General features: G+C 72.6%; 16 protein-coding genes and 1 pseudogene. 9 read left to right on the top strand and 8 right to left on the bottom strand.

Annotated elements, in window-relative coordinates; genetic code table 11:
- Nucleotides 1-225: 225 nt before the first annotated feature.
- The 4 genes from ACVGV0_RS17020 to ACVGV0_RS17005 all read left to right on the top strand — a co-directional run bounded on the left by ACVGV0_RS17020 (nucleotide 226) and on the right by ACVGV0_RS17005 (nucleotide 5,487).
- A complete protein-coding gene (locus tag ACVGV0_RS17020; RefSeq protein WP_459156678.1) occupies nucleotides 226-1,542 on the top strand; it encodes a M20 family metallopeptidase in 1,317 nt (438 codons plus the stop codon).
- A gap of 81 nt (nucleotides 1,543-1,623) precedes the next feature.
- Complete coding sequence (locus ACVGV0_RS17015; protein WP_459156677.1) at nucleotides 1,624-2,328, top strand: M50 family metallopeptidase; 705 nt, start codon at nucleotides 1,624-1,626, stop codon at nucleotides 2,326-2,328.
- A 101-nt stretch (nucleotides 2,329-2,429) separates the two neighbouring features.
- On the top strand, nucleotides 2,430-3,242 hold the full coding sequence (locus ACVGV0_RS17010; protein ID WP_459156676.1) for an SAM-dependent methyltransferase: 813 nt from the start codon (nucleotides 2,430-2,432) through the stop codon (nucleotides 3,240-3,242).
- Nucleotides 3,243-3,333: 91 nt separating this feature from the next.
- Nucleotides 3,334-5,487 carry a diguanylate cyclase domain-containing protein gene (locus ACVGV0_RS17005; RefSeq protein WP_459156675.1) on the top strand — a complete coding sequence of 718 codons (2,154 nt, stop codon included), beginning with the start codon at nucleotides 3,334-3,336 and terminating at the stop codon, nucleotides 5,485-5,487.
- Nucleotides 5,488-5,637: 150 nt separating this feature from the next.
- Here ACVGV0_RS17005 and ACVGV0_RS17000 read toward each other — a convergent pair whose 3' ends face one another.
- Complete coding sequence (locus ACVGV0_RS17000; protein WP_459156674.1) at nucleotides 5,638-7,080, bottom strand: LVIVD repeat-containing protein; 1,443 nt, start codon at nucleotides 7,078-7,080, stop codon at nucleotides 5,638-5,640.
- A gap of 138 nt (nucleotides 7,081-7,218) precedes the next feature.
- Between ACVGV0_RS17000 and ACVGV0_RS16995 the strand changes: the two genes are divergently transcribed.
- The 4 genes and pseudogenes from ACVGV0_RS16995 to ACVGV0_RS16980 all read left to right on the top strand — a co-directional run bounded on the left by ACVGV0_RS16995 (nucleotide 7,219) and on the right by ACVGV0_RS16980 (nucleotide 9,009).
- Complete coding sequence (locus tag ACVGV0_RS16995) at nucleotides 7,219-7,839, top strand: DUF305 domain-containing protein (protein WP_459156673.1); 621 nt, start codon at nucleotides 7,219-7,221, stop codon at nucleotides 7,837-7,839.
- Nucleotides 7,832-8,305, top strand: a pseudogene (locus tag ACVGV0_RS16990) (Scr1 family TA system antitoxin-like transcriptional regulator); the annotation flags it as partial. The gene ACVGV0_RS16995 and the pseudogene ACVGV0_RS16990, both read left to right, overlap by 8 nt.
- An 89-nt stretch (nucleotides 8,306-8,394) precedes the next feature.
- A complete protein-coding gene (locus ACVGV0_RS16985; RefSeq protein ID WP_459156672.1) occupies nucleotides 8,395-8,556 on the top strand; it encodes a DUF397 domain-containing protein in 162 nt (53 codons plus the stop codon).
- A 204-nt stretch (nucleotides 8,557-8,760) separates the two neighbouring features.
- Nucleotides 8,761-9,009: a hypothetical protein gene (locus ACVGV0_RS16980; protein WP_459156671.1), complete on the top strand. Its 249-nt coding sequence runs from the start codon at nucleotides 8,761-8,763 to the stop codon at nucleotides 9,007-9,009.
- 301 nt (nucleotides 9,010-9,310) lie between these two features.
- On the opposite strand, the gene ACVGV0_RS16975 is transcribed toward ACVGV0_RS16980, so the two are convergent.
- Both ACVGV0_RS16975 and ACVGV0_RS16970 read right to left on the bottom strand, forming a co-directional pair.
- The gene (locus ACVGV0_RS16975) at nucleotides 9,311-10,291 is read right to left on the bottom strand and encodes an EamA family transporter (protein WP_459156670.1); all 981 of its coding nucleotides are present in this window, start codon (nucleotides 10,289-10,291) and stop codon (nucleotides 9,311-9,313) included.
- Nucleotides 10,243-10,887 carry a GntR family transcriptional regulator gene (locus tag ACVGV0_RS16970; RefSeq protein WP_459156669.1) on the bottom strand — a complete coding sequence of 215 codons (645 nt, stop codon included), beginning with the start codon at nucleotides 10,885-10,887 and terminating at the stop codon, nucleotides 10,243-10,245. The genes ACVGV0_RS16975 and ACVGV0_RS16970 overlap by 49 nt, the downstream gene beginning before the upstream one ends.
- Before the next feature lie 176 nt (nucleotides 10,888-11,063).
- Here ACVGV0_RS16970 and ACVGV0_RS16965 point away from each other — a divergent pair, with 176 nt between their 5' ends.
- The gene (locus tag ACVGV0_RS16965) at nucleotides 11,064-11,483 is read left to right on the top strand and encodes a hypothetical protein (RefSeq protein WP_459156668.1); all 420 of its coding nucleotides are present in this window, start codon (nucleotides 11,064-11,066) and stop codon (nucleotides 11,481-11,483) included.
- A 6-nt stretch (nucleotides 11,484-11,489) separates the two neighbouring features.
- Here the strand turns inward: ACVGV0_RS16965 and ACVGV0_RS16960 are convergent, their stop codons facing one another.
- The 5 genes from ACVGV0_RS16960 to ACVGV0_RS16940 all read right to left on the bottom strand — a co-directional run bounded on the left by ACVGV0_RS16960 (nucleotide 11,490) and on the right by ACVGV0_RS16940 (nucleotide 17,420).
- Complete coding sequence (locus ACVGV0_RS16960) at nucleotides 11,490-11,861, bottom strand: GntR family transcriptional regulator (RefSeq protein ID WP_459156667.1); 372 nt, start codon at nucleotides 11,859-11,861, stop codon at nucleotides 11,490-11,492.
- Between the two features lie 3 nt (nucleotides 11,862-11,864).
- On the bottom strand, nucleotides 11,865-12,851 hold the full coding sequence (gene meaB / locus ACVGV0_RS16955; RefSeq protein ID WP_459156666.1) for a methylmalonyl Co-A mutase-associated GTPase MeaB: 987 nt from the start codon (nucleotides 12,849-12,851) through the stop codon (nucleotides 11,865-11,867).
- A gap of 101 nt (nucleotides 12,852-12,952) precedes the next feature.
- A complete protein-coding gene (scpA, locus tag ACVGV0_RS16950) occupies nucleotides 12,953-15,202 on the bottom strand; it encodes a methylmalonyl-CoA mutase (RefSeq protein ID WP_459156665.1) in 2,250 nt (749 codons plus the stop codon).
- On the bottom strand, nucleotides 15,202-17,085 hold the full coding sequence (locus ACVGV0_RS16945) for a methylmalonyl-CoA mutase subunit beta (protein ID WP_459156664.1): 1,884 nt from the start codon (nucleotides 17,083-17,085) through the stop codon (nucleotides 15,202-15,204). Before ACVGV0_RS16945 ends, scpA begins: the two co-directional genes overlap by 1 nt.
- A gap of 131 nt (nucleotides 17,086-17,216) precedes the next feature.
- Nucleotides 17,217-17,420 (bottom strand): hypothetical protein, encoded by a 204-nt coding sequence (locus ACVGV0_RS16940; protein ID WP_459156663.1) that lies wholly within the window; start codon nucleotides 17,418-17,420, stop codon nucleotides 17,217-17,219.
- Nucleotides 17,421-17,458: the final 38 nt, after the last annotated feature.

Genomic DNA, 17,458 nt, shown 5'->3' with positions numbered 1-17,458 from the left:
CTCGTTCTCGGCGTGATCGCGTCCGCCCCTTCCGGCAAGACCACCCCGCACGACGCGCCGATCCTCGATCGGGTGGGGAGCATGTTTACTGCGGACGTGTGGGGACAACTTCCAATTTTCATGAAAATTGCGCTCTCTGGAACGGATCCAGAAAACCGGGGTGCGGTCGGGTCCGGCGCGTGCGTGGGGGTAGCGGCGGGGGTCCGTGCTATTAGAGTCGAGTCCGTGCGACGCGAACCCACCACGCCCGACGACTCGTACCTGCGCTCGGTCCGCGCGGCCACCGAGCGGGCGGCAGCCGAGGCCGAACCCGTCCCCTCCGCCTTCACGGGCGTGTCCGAGGCCACGCGGTCCACGGTCGAGCGCTGGATCGACCGGCACGCTCCGGAACTGGTGCAGCTCAGCCACACCATCCACGAGCACCCGGAGGAGGCCTTCGGCGAGACCGAAGCGATCGCCCGCATCGCCGATGTGCTGCGGCACTACGGATGCGCGGTGCACACCGGGATCGGCGGGCTGGGCACGTCGCTGCGGGCCGCGGTGGGCAGCGGGCACCCGCACGTGGCCGTGCTCGCCGAGTACGACGCGCTGCCGGGCATCGGCCACGGCTGCGGGCACAACATCATCGCCTCCAGCGGTGTCGGCGGGTTCCTCGGCGCGGCCACGGCGGTGGACGACCTGGGCGGCCGGGTCAGCCTCATCGGCACGCCGGCCGAGGAGGGCGGCGGCGGCAAGGAGCTGCTGGCCCGCGAGGGCGTCTTCGACGACGTCGACGCCGTGGTCATGCTGCACCCGTTCTCGCACGACATCGGCGCGCACCCGTTCACCGGCCGCCGCCAGGTCGAGGTCGTGTTCCACGGCATCGCCGCGCACGCCGCTGCGGAACCGTTCATGGGCCGCAACGCGCTGGATGCGCTGGTGGCGACCTACCAGGGCGTGGCAGCGCTGCGGCAGCACCTGCCGCCGTCGGACCGCGTGCACGGGGTGATCACCGACGGCGGGCGGCGCCCGAACGTCGTCCCGGACCGGGCGGCCGGGCTGTTCTACCTGCGCTCGGCCGAGCTGGGCGCGCTGCAGGACCTCGCCGCCCGGTTCACCGCGATCGCGGACGGTGCGGCCGAGGCCACCGGCTGCGGTGTCGAACTGCGCTGGGACCCCCAACCGGGCTACCTGCCGATCCGGCACAACCACGCGCTCGTCGGCCGGTGGGCCCAGCACCAGCGGCGCCGCGGGCGGACCGCGCTGCCGCAGGGCGTCGTGCCCGAGTACCTCACGGGCTCGAGCGACCTCGGCAACCTGAGCCACCGCGTCCCGGCGATCCACCCGATGATCGGCCTCGCCGGCGACGGGCTCGCCCTGCACACGGAGGCCTTCGCCACCGCGGCCCGCGGTGAGTCCGGGGACCGCGCCGTCGTCGACGGCGCCGTCGGCCTGGCCCTGACCGCGTTGGACTACCTCGCCGACGAGCAGCTGCGCCGGGCGGTGGACGCCGAGTTCCGCGCCGGCGGGGACGTCGACCCCGCGGGCGTCTTCGACGCGTGAACGCGCACCGCAGCGGGACACCGGCCACCGGAACCGCCGGGGAGGCCGGACCGCCGGAACCCGCCCGACCGGAACGATTGAGTGCCTGAAGTGGATGATCCCGTGACCGGCCTGCTGTCGACAGCGGGCCTGCCCGAACTGCTCACCGGACTCGTCGCGCTGGTCATGGTGACCTACCGCGCGCTCTGGCTGGTGCTGCGCAACGTCGTCACCATCGCGCACGAGGGCGGGCACGCCCTGGTCGCCCTGCTCAGCGGCCGCAAGCTCAACGGCATCCGGTTGCACTCCGACACCTCGGGGCTGACCGCCTCCACGGGCAGGGGCACCGGCCCCGGCATGGTGTGCACGCTGCTCGCGGGCTACCCGGCGGTGTCGCTGCTCGGGCTCGGCGGTGCGTGGCTGGTCGGCGAGGACCGGGTGCGGCTGATGCTGTGGATCGCGATCGGCGGCCTGGCCCTCGTGCTCGTGGCGGTGCGCAACGTCTACGGCGTGCTGTCCGTGCTCGCCACCGGAGGGGCGCTGTTCGCGCTGTCCTGGTACGCGAGCCCGGTCTGGCAGGGCTGGTGCGCGGCGGTGCTCGCCTGGTTCCTCCTGTTCGGCGGGATCCGGCCGCTGCTCGAGCTGCAGCGCAAACGCCGGCGCCGGCGCGCACCGGACTCCGATGCCGACCAGCTCGCCCGGCTGACCGGGGTGGCCGGCGGTGCGTGGCTGGCGCTGTGGGGCCTCATCGCCTGCGCCGCGCTCGTGCTCGGTGCGCGGTTCCTGCTGCTGGCCCCTACCGTTTAGCGGAAACGCCGGGAAACGATCTGACCACGCCCCGTCGATGCCGGAGTGTTCGCGCAGTAGGGTGATCACCGCACACCGAAGTGAGGGTGAGGACTCGAGCGATGAGCGAATCCGTGACGACCTGGGAGTCCGCCGGCGTGGATGAGGAGACCCCGTGCGCTGCACGCGTCTACGACTACTTGCTCGGCGGTCGGCACAACTTCGCCTCCGACCGCCGACTGGGTGACAAGTTCCTGGGGGCCCTGCCGAGCGCGCGGGACGTCGCGCGGCTGAACCGGGCCTTCCTGCGCCGCGCCGTCGTGTTCATGGCCGAGCAGGGCGTCCGCCAGTTCCTGGACGTCGGTTCGGGCATTCCCACGGTCGGCAACGTGCACGAGATCGTCCAGGAGATCGACCCCGCCGCGCGCGTGGTCTACGTGGACTACGAGTCGGTGGCGGTGGCGCACAGCGAGATGCTGCTGGCCGACAACGACGACGCGACGATCGTGCAGGCCGACATGCGCGATCCCGACGCGATCCTGCAGGCGGCGGAGACGCGACGGCTGCTGGACTTCTCCCGGCCGATCGGTCTCATCATGGCGGGAGTGTTCCACTTCGTCCCGCGGGAGCAGGACGCCCCCGCCATCATGGCGCGGTACCGGGAGGGTCTGGCCCCGGGCAGCCACCTGGCGCTGTCGCACTTCACCGCGGACATCAGCCCCGCGGAGATGGAGGGCGTCGTCGAGGTCATGCGCAGCAGTGCCGATCCGGTGCACACCCGCAGCTACGCCGAGGTGAGCGAGCTGTTCACCGGTTTCGACCTGGTCGAACCGGGCATCGTGGGCACGGCGATGTGGCGCCCGGAGTGCGCGGACCTGGCTCCGCACGAGCCCGGTGGCAACCAGATCTACGCAGGCGTCGGAGTCCGGCGGTGAACACGCGGGGTGGACCGGGACACGGGTGATCCCCGACTGGCACAGTGGTGCCGGTCGCTGCGAGGTGGAGCAACGGACAGGTGAGGTGACGGTGGGCGAACCGCGCAACCCCGTCGCGGGGTTCGACGACCGGCGGCGCGAGGAGATCGCGCGCCGCTGGGCGCGGCTGCTCAGCACCACGGCCTACATCCCCCTCTCGCGTCGGGATCTCGAGAGCGCGCTGCGCGAAGTGCTGGACGCGCTGCTGGCCGCCCTGGACGGCGAGTCCGAGATGGACGACATCGGTTCCTGGGTCGGCAAGCGCCTGGTCGGGATGCACGCCACCGGCGAGCGCTGCCTGTCCTCGAGCCTGGGGCTGCTGCGCGACGAGCTGGTCCCCGGTGCGGACAGCCGCAGCAGCGCGCTCATGGCGCTGCTCACCTCGGTCGCCGCGGGCTACGTCTCCGCCGACCGGGAGAGCACGTTCCAGCAGCAGGAAACGCTCAAGCGCGCGCTGCTGCGGTCGAAGTTGCAGGCCGACCGCAACCTGGCGGCCAGCGAGGCGCGGTTCACCGAGGTCTTCCGCAGCACGCCGGTCGGCGTGGCGATCTGCCAACCGGACGGGACGTTCCTGCAGGCGAACGCCGCCCTGGTGCGGAACCTCGGGTACTCCCGCGAGCGGCTGCGCACGATGCGCATCCACGACTTCTTCCACGAGGAGGACGCCGAGCAGCTGGGCGCCGTCTACGGCGAACTCGTCGAATCCGGCGGATCGGCGCGGCTCGACGACGACCGCCACCGCCTGGTGCGCGCCAACGGCGAGCTGTCCTGGGTGTACCTGGCGCTGTCGGTGCTCGCGCAGGACGACGGACCGCAGGTCGTCACGATCGTCGAGGACGTCACCGACCTGCACCTGCTGCAGAAGCGGTTCAAGGACCAGGCCCTGCAGGACCCGCTGACCGGCCTGTCGAACCGGCAGCACTTCACCACGCAGCTGCAGGAGCAGCTGGCGAACCTGCCGGCGAGCGCGCACGTCGTCGTGTACCACCTCGCGCTGGACAGCTTCGACCTCATCAACGACGGTCTCGGCTACGAGAGCGGTGACGAGGTCATCAAGGCGGTGGCGCGGCGGCTGAGCGGTCTCCTCGCGGGCGAGGACGCGGTCGTCGCGCGGTTCGGCGGCAACGAGTTCGGCGTCTTCGTGGTCGAGGGACCGGACACGGCGCCGGTCTCGGAGTTCCCGGCGATCATCAACCGCGTGCTGGACGATCCGATCTACCTCGGCGACCAGGGCGTCGCGGCTTCGGCGAACATCGGCGTGGTGCGCCGCAGCGTGGCCGAGGCCGACCACACGGACATGCTGTGGGCCGCGGACGTGGCGCTGCGCCGGGCCGAGGCCACCGGCAAGCGCCAGTGGGCGCTGTTCGACCCCGACCGCGCGTCCGAGGAGCGGATCCGGGCCAAGCTCGCCGCGACGATGCCCGGCGGTCTCGCGCTCGGCGAGATCGACGTGCTCTACCGGCCGCTGCTGTCGCTGGACTCCCGCGAGCTGGAGGCCGTCGAGGCCGAGCTCGTGTGGGAACCGGCCGAGGACGGGCCGGTGGACCACCACGAGTGCCTGCGGCTGGCCGAGCGCTCCGGTGCGAACCTCTCGCTGCGCGACTGGTTGCTGCGCGCGGTCACCGAGCAGCTCGGCGACTGGCACGCGGAGGGATCGCCCGTGCAGGTCGTGGTGTCGCTGAGCGAGAACCAGGCCGTGGACCCGGACCTGGTGCGCGTGGTGCGCGGCGTGCTGGAGGCCGACGGGGTTCCGTCCGCCGCGCTGCGGCTGAGCGTGCCGACCGACGCCCTGCTCGGCGAGAGCCGCGACGAGGTGCGGGAGAACTTCGGCCACGTGGGTTCGTGCGGAGTGCAGACCTCCGTGCACGGTTTCCGCGGAACTCCGGAGGAGTTCCGGATCCTGCGCGAGTTCCCGGTCGGAGTGGTGCGGCTGGGGAGCGAGTTCGTCCGCGTCGCCAACGAAGCCGAGTCGAGCGGGGCTCCGGAAGTGCGCCTGGCGCGGAGGCTCGTGCCGCTGATCCGCGAGATGGGCCCGCGGGTGTGGGTCGGCGACCTCGCCGCGGAGCAGCACGCCGCGCGGTGGCGGGACCTGGGCTGCGACGTCGGCGGTGGTGACCTGTTCGGCCCCGCGGTGCTGTCGTTCGACGTGCCCGAGCTGCTGGAGAGGATGCGGCAGGCCGAGCCGAGCCGCTCCGAACAGGGGTGATTTTCGAGCGCCCTCCTGCGAGAGCTGTCGTGCGTGCGGAATGCTGCGGCGCACCGCCCGGAGGCGGTGCGCCGCCCCGCCGGCTGGGCGCGGGGGAGTGCGCGTCCGCGCGTCGCCGGCGGTGGTCGCCGCTGACCAGCTCGCCGCTGATCAGTACACCGGCTGCGTCTGCGGGTTGAACTGCTCGTAGGTCACGTCCTCCGCCGGGTCGGTGCGCCGGTCGTCGAGTTCGAGCACGTCGAGCCCTTCCTGGATGCCGCTGGAGTAGATGCGGCCGTTGTAGTAGTACGCCGACCAGGAACCCGCCGTGTGCAGCTCCTCCCGGTCGTAGGGCACGCGGTCGAAGTGGGCGATCTCGCGCGGGTTGCGCGGGTCGGTGAACTCCCACACGGACACGCCGCCCTGGTACCAGGCCTGCACCATGATGTCCCGCCCGGGGACGGGGACGAGCGATCCGTTGTGCGCCACGCAGTTCTCGGTCTCGGCCTGGTGCCGCGGGATCTTGAAGTAGCTGGCGAACTCCAGCCGGGCGTTGCTCCCGGATCCGGTGAGGCGGTAGATCCCGTTGGCCCCGCGCTTCGGCCCGACCTGCTCGTTGCAGGTGGCCGCGGTGCCGCCGCCGAGCTCGTCGGTGAACACCACGCGGTCGCCGCTGTTGTTGAACGTGGCCGAGTGCCAGAACTCGAAGTTGCGGTCGTCGCGGGTCCGGTGGATCACCCGCGGGTTGTCGCGTTCGGAGATGTCGAGCAGGATCCCGTCGCCCATGCACGCGCCGGCGGCGATGTCCTTGTCCGGGAAGGCCGTGATGTCGTGGCAGCCGGTGGTTTCCCGCGAGGCCGTCTCACCCGGGTTGCCGCCGCCGGGGAACAGCACCGGTGCGTCGACGAGCTCCGCGGCCGCCGGGTCGGCGTGCGGCACTGCGACGACGGAGATCCTGTCGTGCGGTGGCCGGCAGTTGGGGAACTCCTCGGCCGGTCCGTAGGAGGAGACGTACAGGTAGTCGGTCCTGCCGTCCTCGCCGGGCACGAGCGTGTGCGTGTGCGAGCCGCACGCCGTGGGCACGGCGGAGACGTACTGCGGCCGCGCGGGGTCGCTGATGTCGAACACCCGGATGCCCGCCCAGCCGCCGGGGTCGGCTTCGGTGGTCTCCTCGCCCTGGCACGTGTTGTCCGTGCGCGGGTAGTCCACGGACAGGTACAACCGGTCCCCGGAGACCGAGACGTCGCCCTGCCCGCCGGGGCAGTGCACCTGCGCCACCGGGGCGGGGTCGTCCGGGTCGGAGATGTCGACCACGCTGAACCCGTCGTAGTTGCCGATGTAGACCAGGTCGCCCTGGAAGGCGAGGTCGGTGCCCCACGCCTCCTCCCCGTCGAACGGCGGCTGCTTGGGCAGTTGCGCGGTCTGCTCGATGTTGTCGCTGGAGAGCGTGTCGCGCTCCACGGCCGAGTCGGGGACGCGGTGCTCGTCCGGCGCGTCCCCGCCCGCGGCGGGCTGCCGCGTCGTGGACGGGGCCACGACGAGCACGATCAGCAGCGGAACGGCCACCACGAGGCTGACCAGGAGCCGTGCCCGGCGGCTGAATCGGCTGCGCATGCCACCACCTTGTCTCCGGCATCCGTGGGGTCCGCCCGTGCGGAGGTACCCGGGCGGGCGTCATCCTCAGTATCGTGACGACGCGCCGCCTCACCAATCGACCGGGCGGGCGTATTTGTCCTTCGACAGGAGGCGCGGATGCGGGGCGGACGGATCGCGGCGGTCGTGCTGGCCGGTGCGCTGCTCGGCGGGTGCGGGGGCCAGTCGGCTCCGGTGGTGCAGCCCGGTGCCCCGGGCGGGGAGTCGCGGGTGGTCGACGAGGCCGAAGTGGACCGCATGTACGAGCCGTCCGAGGCCGGTGCGGAGGAGGTGGGCTACCTGCGCGGCATGATCCCGCACCACCAGCAGGCGCTGGAGATGACCGCCCTGGCGCGCGAGCACGCCGAGAACGAGCGCGTGCGGACGATGGCCGCGCGCATCGACCGCGCCCAGCGCCCGGAGATCGGCATGATGCGCGCGTGGCTGGGCAACCACGGCATCGAGCACGGCGGCGGGCAGGACCACGGCTCGCGCGAGCGGATGCCGGGCATGGCCAGCACCCGGCAGATGGAGCAGTTGGCGCAGGCGCGCGGCGGTGATTTCGACCGGATGTTCCTGCGGCTGATGATCCGGCACCACGAGGGCGCGCTCGTCATGGCCAAGGCCTACCTGGAGGAGGGCAAGGTCGAGCAGGTCAAGGCGATGGCCCAGGACGTGCTGACCACGCAGACCGGCGAGATCGCTCAGATGCACGAGATCGACCGGGAACTGGGTGCGTGAGCAGCGCGTTCGCGGCGTTCTCGCGGAGTTTCGGCGTCGTCCTGCGGTGCTTCGCCGCTCCGCGCGACGGTGGCTTCGCGGTGCTGTTCTGCGGTCGCGCTGGGATCGCCGTGGTTTTCGGACGAGGGGGAGTCCACTGCGGATCCCTATCGAACGCGGCGAGACCACGCCGGGGCCTGCCGAAGTGATCGCTCTGGCGACCGTCTACCGAGTCGACGAGTCCGGGCGCGACGAATGTGCGGCGCTCGCAGCCCAGGTGCGGCAGCGCGGCTGGTGGAAGAAGTACGGTTCCGATGCTGCGCCGACGGGCTTCGAGGAGTACATCGGACTGGAGTCCGAAGCCGTGTCGGTGCGGAATTTCGAGATCGACCTGGTTCCCGGTCTCCTCCGAACCTCCGCTTACATGCAGGCTCTCGGTCGAGGCTGGCTTCCGAGCGCGGGCGAGGAAGCGGTCCGCCGCCGGTGGCAGCTCCGTCGCTCCGGTCCCCGCGGAGACGATGAACGTGCTCGAGAACAGGATCGACGAACTCGCGAGCGAGTGAAGGAGCGAAAGAGATGGCGGAGTTGGACGCCGTGTCCAGTGCGGTGTGGTGCAAGAGCAGTCGCAGCAACGGCGGAGGCGCTCAGTGCGTCGAAGTCGGCTTCGCATCCGAGGCACGTGGGGTGCGCGATTCCAAGCTCGGCGAGGACAGCCCGGTGGCTCGCCTTCGAGCGTAAGGGGATCAGCTCGAATTCGACCTCGACGAGGCTGGTGTCGTCACGGTCCGCGGAACGACCACGATCCCGGCCGATCAACGGTGGTTCTGGCAGGCCGATTGGCAGGCCGGGGAGCGGGAGGCCTCCGAGCAGATCGCCGCAGGCGAGACCACGACCTACGACGACGTCGAGGCGATGTTCGCCGACCTGGATCAGTGACCGCCCGTGCCGACGTTCGAAACCGCGCCGCGCTTCGCCCAGGACTGCGAAAAGCTCACCGATGAGCAGCGAGCGCGGTTCCAGCGGGTGGTCGAAGACCAGTTCGTGCCTGATTTGGAGGCCGGCCGGTTCCGGCCGGGCCTGCGAGTCGAGCGTGTCCAGGCGGCCCCCGGGGTCTTCGAGGTGAGCTGGCACCGGACGGGCGGGCCACCTGGCAGTACGGCTCTGCGAAGCATGCTGGCGTGCCGCACGTGACTGGCGTCGAGTCAGTGCGCACGCCATTTTCGACCCTGGCCCACCCTGACGGGCAGTCACGTCGTCCGGAAGGACGTGCGACGTGGCGGACGCCATCGATCCGATCGCGCGGAACGTGGGACGCGCTCGAGGTCGGTTCGTTGCCGTCCTCGCCGGTCCGCGCCACGCGCGCGGGACGGTGCGTCGAGGGAAGGTGGCTTGCGATGGCGAACCAGCCGGCACTGCTGGATCCGGACGAAACCGACTCCAGGTCGGAGCTGGTCTCCGTGGTCTGCCGTCCCGAAGCCGCGCCCGCCCCGGATCACCGCGCCGCTTCGGGGGCCGGCTCAGCGACCGCGCGCCGCGCGGTCGCGGCGCGCTGCGCGACGTAGGCCCCGACGAGCACGAGCGCCCCGCCGGTGAGCTGGACGGCGCCGAGGTGCTCGCCGAGCAGCCACCAGGCGAGCACGGTCGCGACGACGGGTTCGAGGTAGGCGATCGCACCGGCGACCGGCGCGGACAACCGGCGCACGGCGATGATTCCGGTGAGGTAGGCGAGCGCGGTGCACAGCAGCACGATCCACGCCACGGCGAGGACCGCGGGGAAGTTCTGACCGCTCAGGGTGACCGCGCCGCCGAGCGCGGACCAGTCGACGGACCAGGGCCGCACGATGAGCGTGACCACCGCCGCTCCGACGAGCAGGCCGTAGGCGGCCAGCCCGCGCGGATCCACGTCCGCGCTGGTGTCGGCCAGGACGAAGTAGGCCGCCTGGCAGCACGCCGCACCGAGGGCCAGCAGCAGCCCGACCGGGTTGAAGCTCAGCCCGGACCAGACCTCCACCACCCCGGCCAGGCCCGCCACGGCCAGTGCCACCCCGATCGCCGCGCTGCGGGATACCGGTCTGCGCAGCACGAAACGGGTCCAGCCGAGGACCATCACCGGGCCGAGGAACTCGATCAGCAGCGCCACGCCCACCGGGATGCTGGCGATCGCGGCGAAGTAGAAGCCTTGCACGCCGGCGATCGCCACCAGGCCGTAGGCCAGCAGCAGTTTCGGTGCGCGCCGGACCACGGAGGCGTGCCGGACCGCGAACGGCAGCATCAGCAGCGCGCCCCCGGTGATCCGCAGCCACGTGACGCTGAGCGGGCTGAGGCCGGCTTCGATCAGCGGTTTGGCGAACGGGCCCGAACCACCGAAGCAGCAGGCCGAGGCGACGGCGATGAGGACGCCGGCGAGCTTGGGGTCGCGGGCGCTCAGCGATGCCCCGGACCGCGCCGCGTGTTCGCGTGAACCAGCCCGCATGCCGTGTCCTCCCGTCCGCTCCGCAGGGCTTCGATGATCTGCTGGTGCTGGTGGTGCGACTCCAGGCCCGGTCGCCGGTCCTGGAAGTAGGTGGTTTCGAGGCGGCGCGCGTGCAGGGCGATCACGTCCAGCGAGGCGCTCAGGTACGGGTTGTCCGCCCGCCGGACGAGCACGGCGTGGAACTCCTGGTCGGCCTCGCGGGCGGCGGTCGCATCGCCGGAGTCGATGGCGGCGCGCATCCGGTCGTTGGCCGCCTGCATCTCGTCGAAGTCGGCGGTCGTCAACTGCGGCAGGGCGCAGCGCGCGGCGAACTCGTGCAGCACGCCCAGCAGCGGGAAGACCTGCGCGGCATCGGTTTCCTGCACACCGGTGACGCGGGTGTGGCGGCCGGACGCGGTTTCCACGGCGCCCTGGTCGACGAGCCTGCGCAGCGCCTCGCGGACCGGGGTGCGGCTCACCCCGAGCTCCGCGGCCAGCTCCCCGTCGGCCAGCTGCTCCCCGGGCGCCAGCGAGCCGTCCTCGATCTTGGCGCGCAGGATGCGGTAGACCTGCTCGGCCGCGCTCTGTCGGGAAACCGACTGCCCCAGCTTCGCCATGGCCGCTCCCTCCTCCGGAATGCAATATATTGCATCCTGGACGCCGGTTCAACACCCAGTGCGTCCGGTACATCCCCCGAACGTGGTCGGACGAGATCGTGCGGCAGACTGCGGCGGCGCGCAGCCGCTGATCGCAGCGCAGGCAGCAGCACCGCGAACAACAGGGAGGACCCGCCATGACCGCACCCGCCTCCGCCGAGGCCCCGGCAGTACCGCGCCACGTGCGCACCACGCAGTGGATCTGGCTGATCGGCACCGCGCTGACCGTGCTCAGCAGCCTCTACCTCGTCGTGCTCGCCGCGACACCGGTGACGCTCACCGCCCTGGTGGTCACCCTGGTCCAGGCCGCCCTGGCGGTGCCCGCGGCGCTGGCCCTGCCGCGCGGCAAGCGCTGGGCGCGGATGGTGCTGCTCGTGCTCGCCGCCATCAGCATCGGCTCGCTGTACAACGCGCTGAAGATGCAGGCCTGGGCCACGCTCGTGATCAACCTCGCGCTCGGCTCCACCCTCGGGCTGCTGCACGAGGCGGGCGTGCGCGCGTTCTTCGGCCTGCCCGCCGAACCGTGGCTGCGGCGGCGCGTGCGCGGGCGCAGCTGAGCGGTCTCAGGAACGGCCCCACTCGGCGTCCAGGGCCGCGGTGGCGATGTCGCCGGCCTGCTGCCGGTCCAGTCCCAAGCTGCGCGCCCACCGCGCGTACTCCGCGGCCGCCTCGGCCGCGCGGCGCCGGCTGCTGTCCTCGGCCGCTGCGACGAACGTGCCGGACCGCCCGCGGGTTTCGATCAGCCCGGCCTGCTCCAGCTCGCGGTAGGCGCGGGCCGCGGTGTTCGCCGCCACGCCGGTCTCCGCGGCCAGGGCCCGCACCGTGGGCAGCTTCGCACCCACCGGCAGCCGGCCGTCGTTGATCCGCTCGGCGATGCCCGCCCGCAGCTGCTCGAACGGGACGACGGGGGAGTCGGGGTCCACTTCGACGAGCATGCGTCAATCCTGCCGGAAGGCGTCGAGCAGCCGTTGGGCGGCCGTGCCCGCGTGGATCCGCCCCGCCCGCACCTGCTCCTCGACCTCGCCGAGGATCGCGCGCACCCGCGGGTGCGCGGTCAGCTCGCCCATCAGCTGCTCGGACACCAGGCTCCAGGTCCACTCCACGCGCTGCTCGCTGCGCTTGCGGTCCAGCTCGCCGCTGTCCGCCAGCGCCGCGCGGTGCTCGCGCACCTTCTCCCACACGGCGTCCACAGCGGACCCCTCCAGGCCGCTGCAGGTGAGCACCGGAGGTGTCCACGTCGGATTCGCCGGCGTGAGCATCCGCATCGCGCTGCGCAGCTCGCGCGCGGCCTTGCGCGCGCGGTCGGCCTGCTCGCCGTCGGCCTTGTTCACCGCCACGATGTCGGCCAGCTCCAGCGCGCCCTTCTTGATGCCCTGCAGCTGGTCCCCGGCCCCGGCGAGGCTGAGCAGCACGAAGCAGTCCACCATGCCCGCCACGGTGACCTCGGACTGGCCCACGCCGACGGTTTCCACGAGCACCACGTCGTAACCCGCGGCCTCGAGCAGCACGATCGTCTCGCGCGTGGCCCGGGCGACGCCGCCGAGCGTGCCCGCCGAGGGGGAGGGGCGCACGAACGCGTGCGGATCGCTGGCCAGCGCGCTCATGCGCGTCTTGTCGCCGAGGATGCTGCCGCCGGTGCGCGTCGACGACGGGTCGACGGTGAGCACGCCGACGCGGTGCCCGGAACCGGTGAGCATGCCGCCCAGCGCCTCGATGAACGTGGACTTGCCGACACCGGGCACGCCGGTGATGCCCACGCGGTGCGCACCCCCGCTGCGCGGCAGCAGCCGCGTGACCAGCTCCTGGGCCTGTCGGCGGTGGTCCTCGCGGGTGGACTCGACGAGCGTGATCGCCCGCGCGAGCATCGTGCGCGACCCGGCGAGCACGCCGTCGGCGTACTCGCCGATGTCGATGGAACGGGGCATGGAGCTGTTTCACCTCACCAGTGGGGTGCGTGCGCGGCCGCGACGGCCCGCCGCGGCCGGGGCCGGCGCCGGGCGCCGCGCGGCAGGAGCAGCCCGCGGACTCACCCGCCGGCGAGCTGCGCGCGCAGCTGCACCAGCACGTCGCGGGCCGCATCGGCGATCACGGTGCCCGGGCCGAACACGGCGCTCGCCCCGGCCTGGTGCAGCGGTTCGTGGTCGGCCGGCGGGATCACGCCGCCGACGACGATCATGATGTCGGAGCGGCCGACCGCGTCCAGCTCCTCGCGCAGCGCGGGCACGAGCGTCAGGTGCCCCGCGGCGAGGCTGGAGACGCCCACCATGTGCACATCGGACTCGGCGGCTTGCAGCGCGACCTCGCCCGGGGTCTGGAACAGCGGCCCGACGTCGACGTCGAAGCCGATGTCGGCGAACGCGGTGGAGATCACCTTCTGCCCGCGGTCGTGGCCGTCCTGGCCCATCTTGGCCACCAGGATGCGCGGGCGGCGCCCCTCCTCGGCCGCGAACTCGTCCACTTCGGACTGGGCGCTCTCCAGGGAGCGGGTCGGGCCGGACTCCTCGCGGTACACACCGGAAATCGTACGCACCTGGCCCGAGTGCCGGCCGAACGCCGCCTCCAGCGCATCGGAGATCTCGCCGACGGTCGCCTTGGCGCGGGCCGCGTCCACCGCCAGCGTCAGCAGGTTGTGCTCCAGGTCGTCCGGCCGCTGCCCGTCCACCGCGGCCTCGGCGGCCGCGGTCAGCCGCCGCAGCGCGTCGGAGCAGGCCTCGCCGTCGCGCTCGGCGCGCAGCCGCTGCAGCTTGTCCACCTGCTCCTGGCGCACCCGGGCGTTGTCCACCTGGAGCACGTCGACGGGCTCTTCCCCCTGGAACGGGTACTTGTTCACACCGATCAGCGGCTGGCGGCCGGAGTCGATGCGCGCCTGGGTGCGGGCGGCGGCCTCCTCGATGCGCAGCTTGGGGATGCCCGCGTCGATGGCGGCGGCCATGCCGCCGGCCTCCTCCACCTCGGTGAGGTGCTGCCAGGCCCGCTCGGCCAGGTCCTGGGTGAGCCGCTCCAGGTAGTAGCTGCCGCCCCACGGGTCGATCACGTCGGTGGTGCCGGACTCCTGCTGCAGCACCAGCTGGGTGTTGCGGGCGATGCGCGCGGAGAAGTCCGTCGGCAGCGCCAGTGCCTCGTCGAGGGCGTTGGTGTGCAGCGACTGGGTGTGCCCCTGGGTGGCGGCCATGGCCTCCACGCAGGTGCGGACGACGTTGGTGAACACGTCCTGCGCGGTCAGCGACCACCCGGAGGTCTGCGAGTGGGTGCGCAGCGACAGCGACTTCGCGTCCTGCGGGTCGAATTGCCCCAGCAGCTTCGACCACAAAAGCCGGGCGGCGCGCAGCTTCGCGATCTCCATCGCGTAGTTCATCCCGATGCCCCAGAAGAACGACAGGCGCGGGGCGAACGAGTCGATGTCCAACCCGGCCTGCCGCCCGGCCCGGACGTACTCCAGCCCGTCGGCCAGCGTGTAGGCCAGCTCCAGGTCGGCCGTCGCGCCCGCCTCCTGGATGTGGTAGCCGGAGATCGAGATGGAGTTGAACTTCGGCATCTTCGCCGAGGTGTAGGCGAAGATGTCGGAGATGATCCGCATCGACGGCTGCGGCGGGTAGATGTAGGTGTTGCGGACCATGAACTCCTTGAGGATGTCGTTCTGGATGGTCCCCGCCAGCTTCTCCGGAGCCACGCCCTGCTCCTCGGCCGCGACGATGTACAGCGCCAGCACCGGCAGCACCGCGCCGTTCATCGTCATCGACACGCTCATCTTCTCCAGCGGGATGCCGTCGAAGAGCTGCCGCATGTCGTAGATCGAGTCGATCGCCACACCGGCCATGCCCACGTCCCCGGACACCCGCGGGTGGTCCGAGTCGTAGCCGCGGTGCGTGGCCAGGTCGAAGGCCACCGACAGGCCCTTCTGCCCGGCGGCCAGGTTGCGTCGGTAGAACGCGTTCGACTCCTGCGCCGTGGAGAAGCCGGCGTACTGGCGCACCGTCCACGGCTTGTTCACGTACATCGTCGGGTACGGCCCGCGCACGTACGGCGGCAGCCCCGGGTAGGTCCCCAGGAAGTCCAGCTGCTCGGTGTCGGCCGCCGTGTACAGCGGTTTGATGCCGATGCCCTCGGGCGCTTCCCACTGCAGCGCGTCGGGCGCCTTGCCCGTCTCGGCCAGCACGGCGGCGCTCCACGCCTCGGGCGCCTCCGCCGCGGCGGGCGAATCCAGGTCGACGTCGGCGAAGTTCGGGATCTGCCGGGTCATCGGGGTTTGCGGGTCCACAGGGGTTCGCTGGCTCATCACGCCACTCCCAACTCGCGCTGGACCGCGCGCAGCACGCCCAGCGCATCGCAACCGGAGAAGATGCAGCCGTCGACGCCGTCCGGCAGCTCGGCCGGTTTCCCGGCCAGCAGCACGTGCGCGGCGCCGGCGCGTTTGAGCTCCCGCGCGGTCTCGGCCGCGCGCTCGGCGTAGGTCGCGTCCGAGGAGCACAGGCACACCACGGGGCTGGGGGAGCTCCGGTAGGCCGCGACCACCTCCTCGGTGGTTTCGGTGGCCCCGGCTTCGGTGGTGGCCAGGCCGCCCGCGGCGAGCAGGTTCCGCGTGAACGAGGCCCGCGCGGTGTAGGTGGCCAGCGAACCCAGCGTCGCCAGGAACACCGCCGGCCGCTGCCCGGAGGCCTGCTGGGCGGCGTCGGCCGCGTCGCGCAGCGCCTCGAAGTCCTCCGCGTAGCGGTGCCGCGGCAGCCCGCCCGCCGGCTGCGGCGGTGCCGGGGTGCGCTGCACCGGCTCCTCCTCCAGCTCGGGGAACTCGCTCACCCCGGTGATCGGGGCGGTGCGGTGGGCCAACGCCTCCACCCGGGCCTGCCAGGAGGACTCGAGGCGCTCGGCCAGCAGCCCGGAGTCCCATGCGGCGGGCCACCCGCCGGCAGCCTCGACCTCCTGGAACCGGCTCCACGCCTGCCGGGCCAGCTCGGCGGTGCGCGACTCCACGTACCAGGACCCGCCCGCGGGGTCGACGACCTGGGCCAGGTGCGACTCGTCCAGCAGCACGGCCTGGGTGTTGCGCGCCAGCCGGCGGGCGAACGCGTCCGGCAGGCCCAGCGCGGCGTCGAACGGCAGCGTCGTCACCGCCTGCGCACCGCCGAGTCCGGCGGCGACGGTGGCGATCGTGTTGCGCAGCAGGTTCACCCACGGATCGCGGCGGGTGAGCATCGCCGGCGAGGTGACCGCGTGCTGGTGCTGCGCCGCGCCGGCCAGGCCGCAGGCGCGGGCGACCCGGTCCCACAGGCGCCGGGCGGCGCGGAACTTGGCGATGGTGGCGAACTGGTCGGCGGTGGCGGCGAAGCGGAACTCCAGCATCCCGGCGGCCGCATCGACCGGCACGCCCGCCTCGGTGAGCCAGCGCAGGTAGGTCACCGCCGCCGCCAGGGCGGCGCCGACCTCCTCGGCGTCCGAGCCGCCGGCCTCGTGGTACGGCAGGGCGTCGACGACGAAGGCGCGCATCCCCGGGTGGGTCTCGGCGCAGCGGCGCGCGAGCGCCACCGCCGCCTCCCGGTCACCGGGCCGGCCGGTGCGGGCCTGCGCGCCCAGCGGGTCGAGCCCGAGGTTGCCGGTCATCGCGCTGGGGCGCACGTCGCGGTCGGCGGCGAGCTGCAGCAGGGCCTCCGCCGCGGCCGGGGCTTCGTGGTCGGCGTCGAGGACGATCCCGGCCATGCCCAGCTCCACGTCGGCCAGGGCGTCGGCGAGCCCGTCGACGGGCAGCCCGGCGGAACCCGCGCGCAGCCACAGCGAGGTCACCCCGCCGCGCAGGTCGGTGAGGATCTCCTCGTTGGCGCCGGCCGGATCGGGCCGGCCGTGGTGCTGGCGCACGTCCCAGCCCTCGGTGACGCACCCCTGCGCCCGCGCTCCGCGGGTGTGCGGGGAGAGCCCCGGCGTCCCGGGCGGCTCGGGGGCCTCGGTGTACAGCGGCTGGAGCGTGCAGCCGTCGTAGGTGCTGGTGGCGAGCAGCTCCTCCGGGGCCTCCGGCGCCGCGGCGGAGGAGCTGAGCTGCCCGGTCCTGCGCAGCGCCGCCGCGACCTGCTCGCGCCACTCGGCGCGCGTCGCTGCGCCGAACTCGGCGCCGAGCGCGAGTCCGGGGGCGCGGTCCGCGGGACCGCTGCTCGACATTGAGTGCGTCACCATGGCTGTGATGGTAGGCGGCGGCAGCGCGCCGGGAAGTGCGCAGTTCTGTGAGCCGCGCCCCACCCGTACGGCCGCGGGATGCCCGCGCGGCCGGTGTGCGTTGTTCCCGGCGCAAGCGCGCTGCCCGGGGGTTAGTTCTCGGGTGCGGGGCCGCGGAAGTGGTACTCCCAGCCGTCGCCGGGGGTGTAGCGCAGTTCGTACTGCGTCACGATCTTCGGGCCGTCGTGCAGGTGGATGTGACGTAACACACGGCCGCTGCTGGCTTCGGACTCGCGCAGCTCCTGCCGGCGGCCGTCGAGCGGGCCGCCCACGAACAGCACGGTTCGGTCGGTCATCGACGCTCCTCCCTCGCCGGGACTGCTGCTCCCCGATT

It is taken from the genome of Salinifilum ghardaiensis (genome assembly GCF_054491345.1).
Note: the sequence above shows the minus strand (reverse complement) of the source record. Positions and strands in the feature narration are given on the sequence as shown.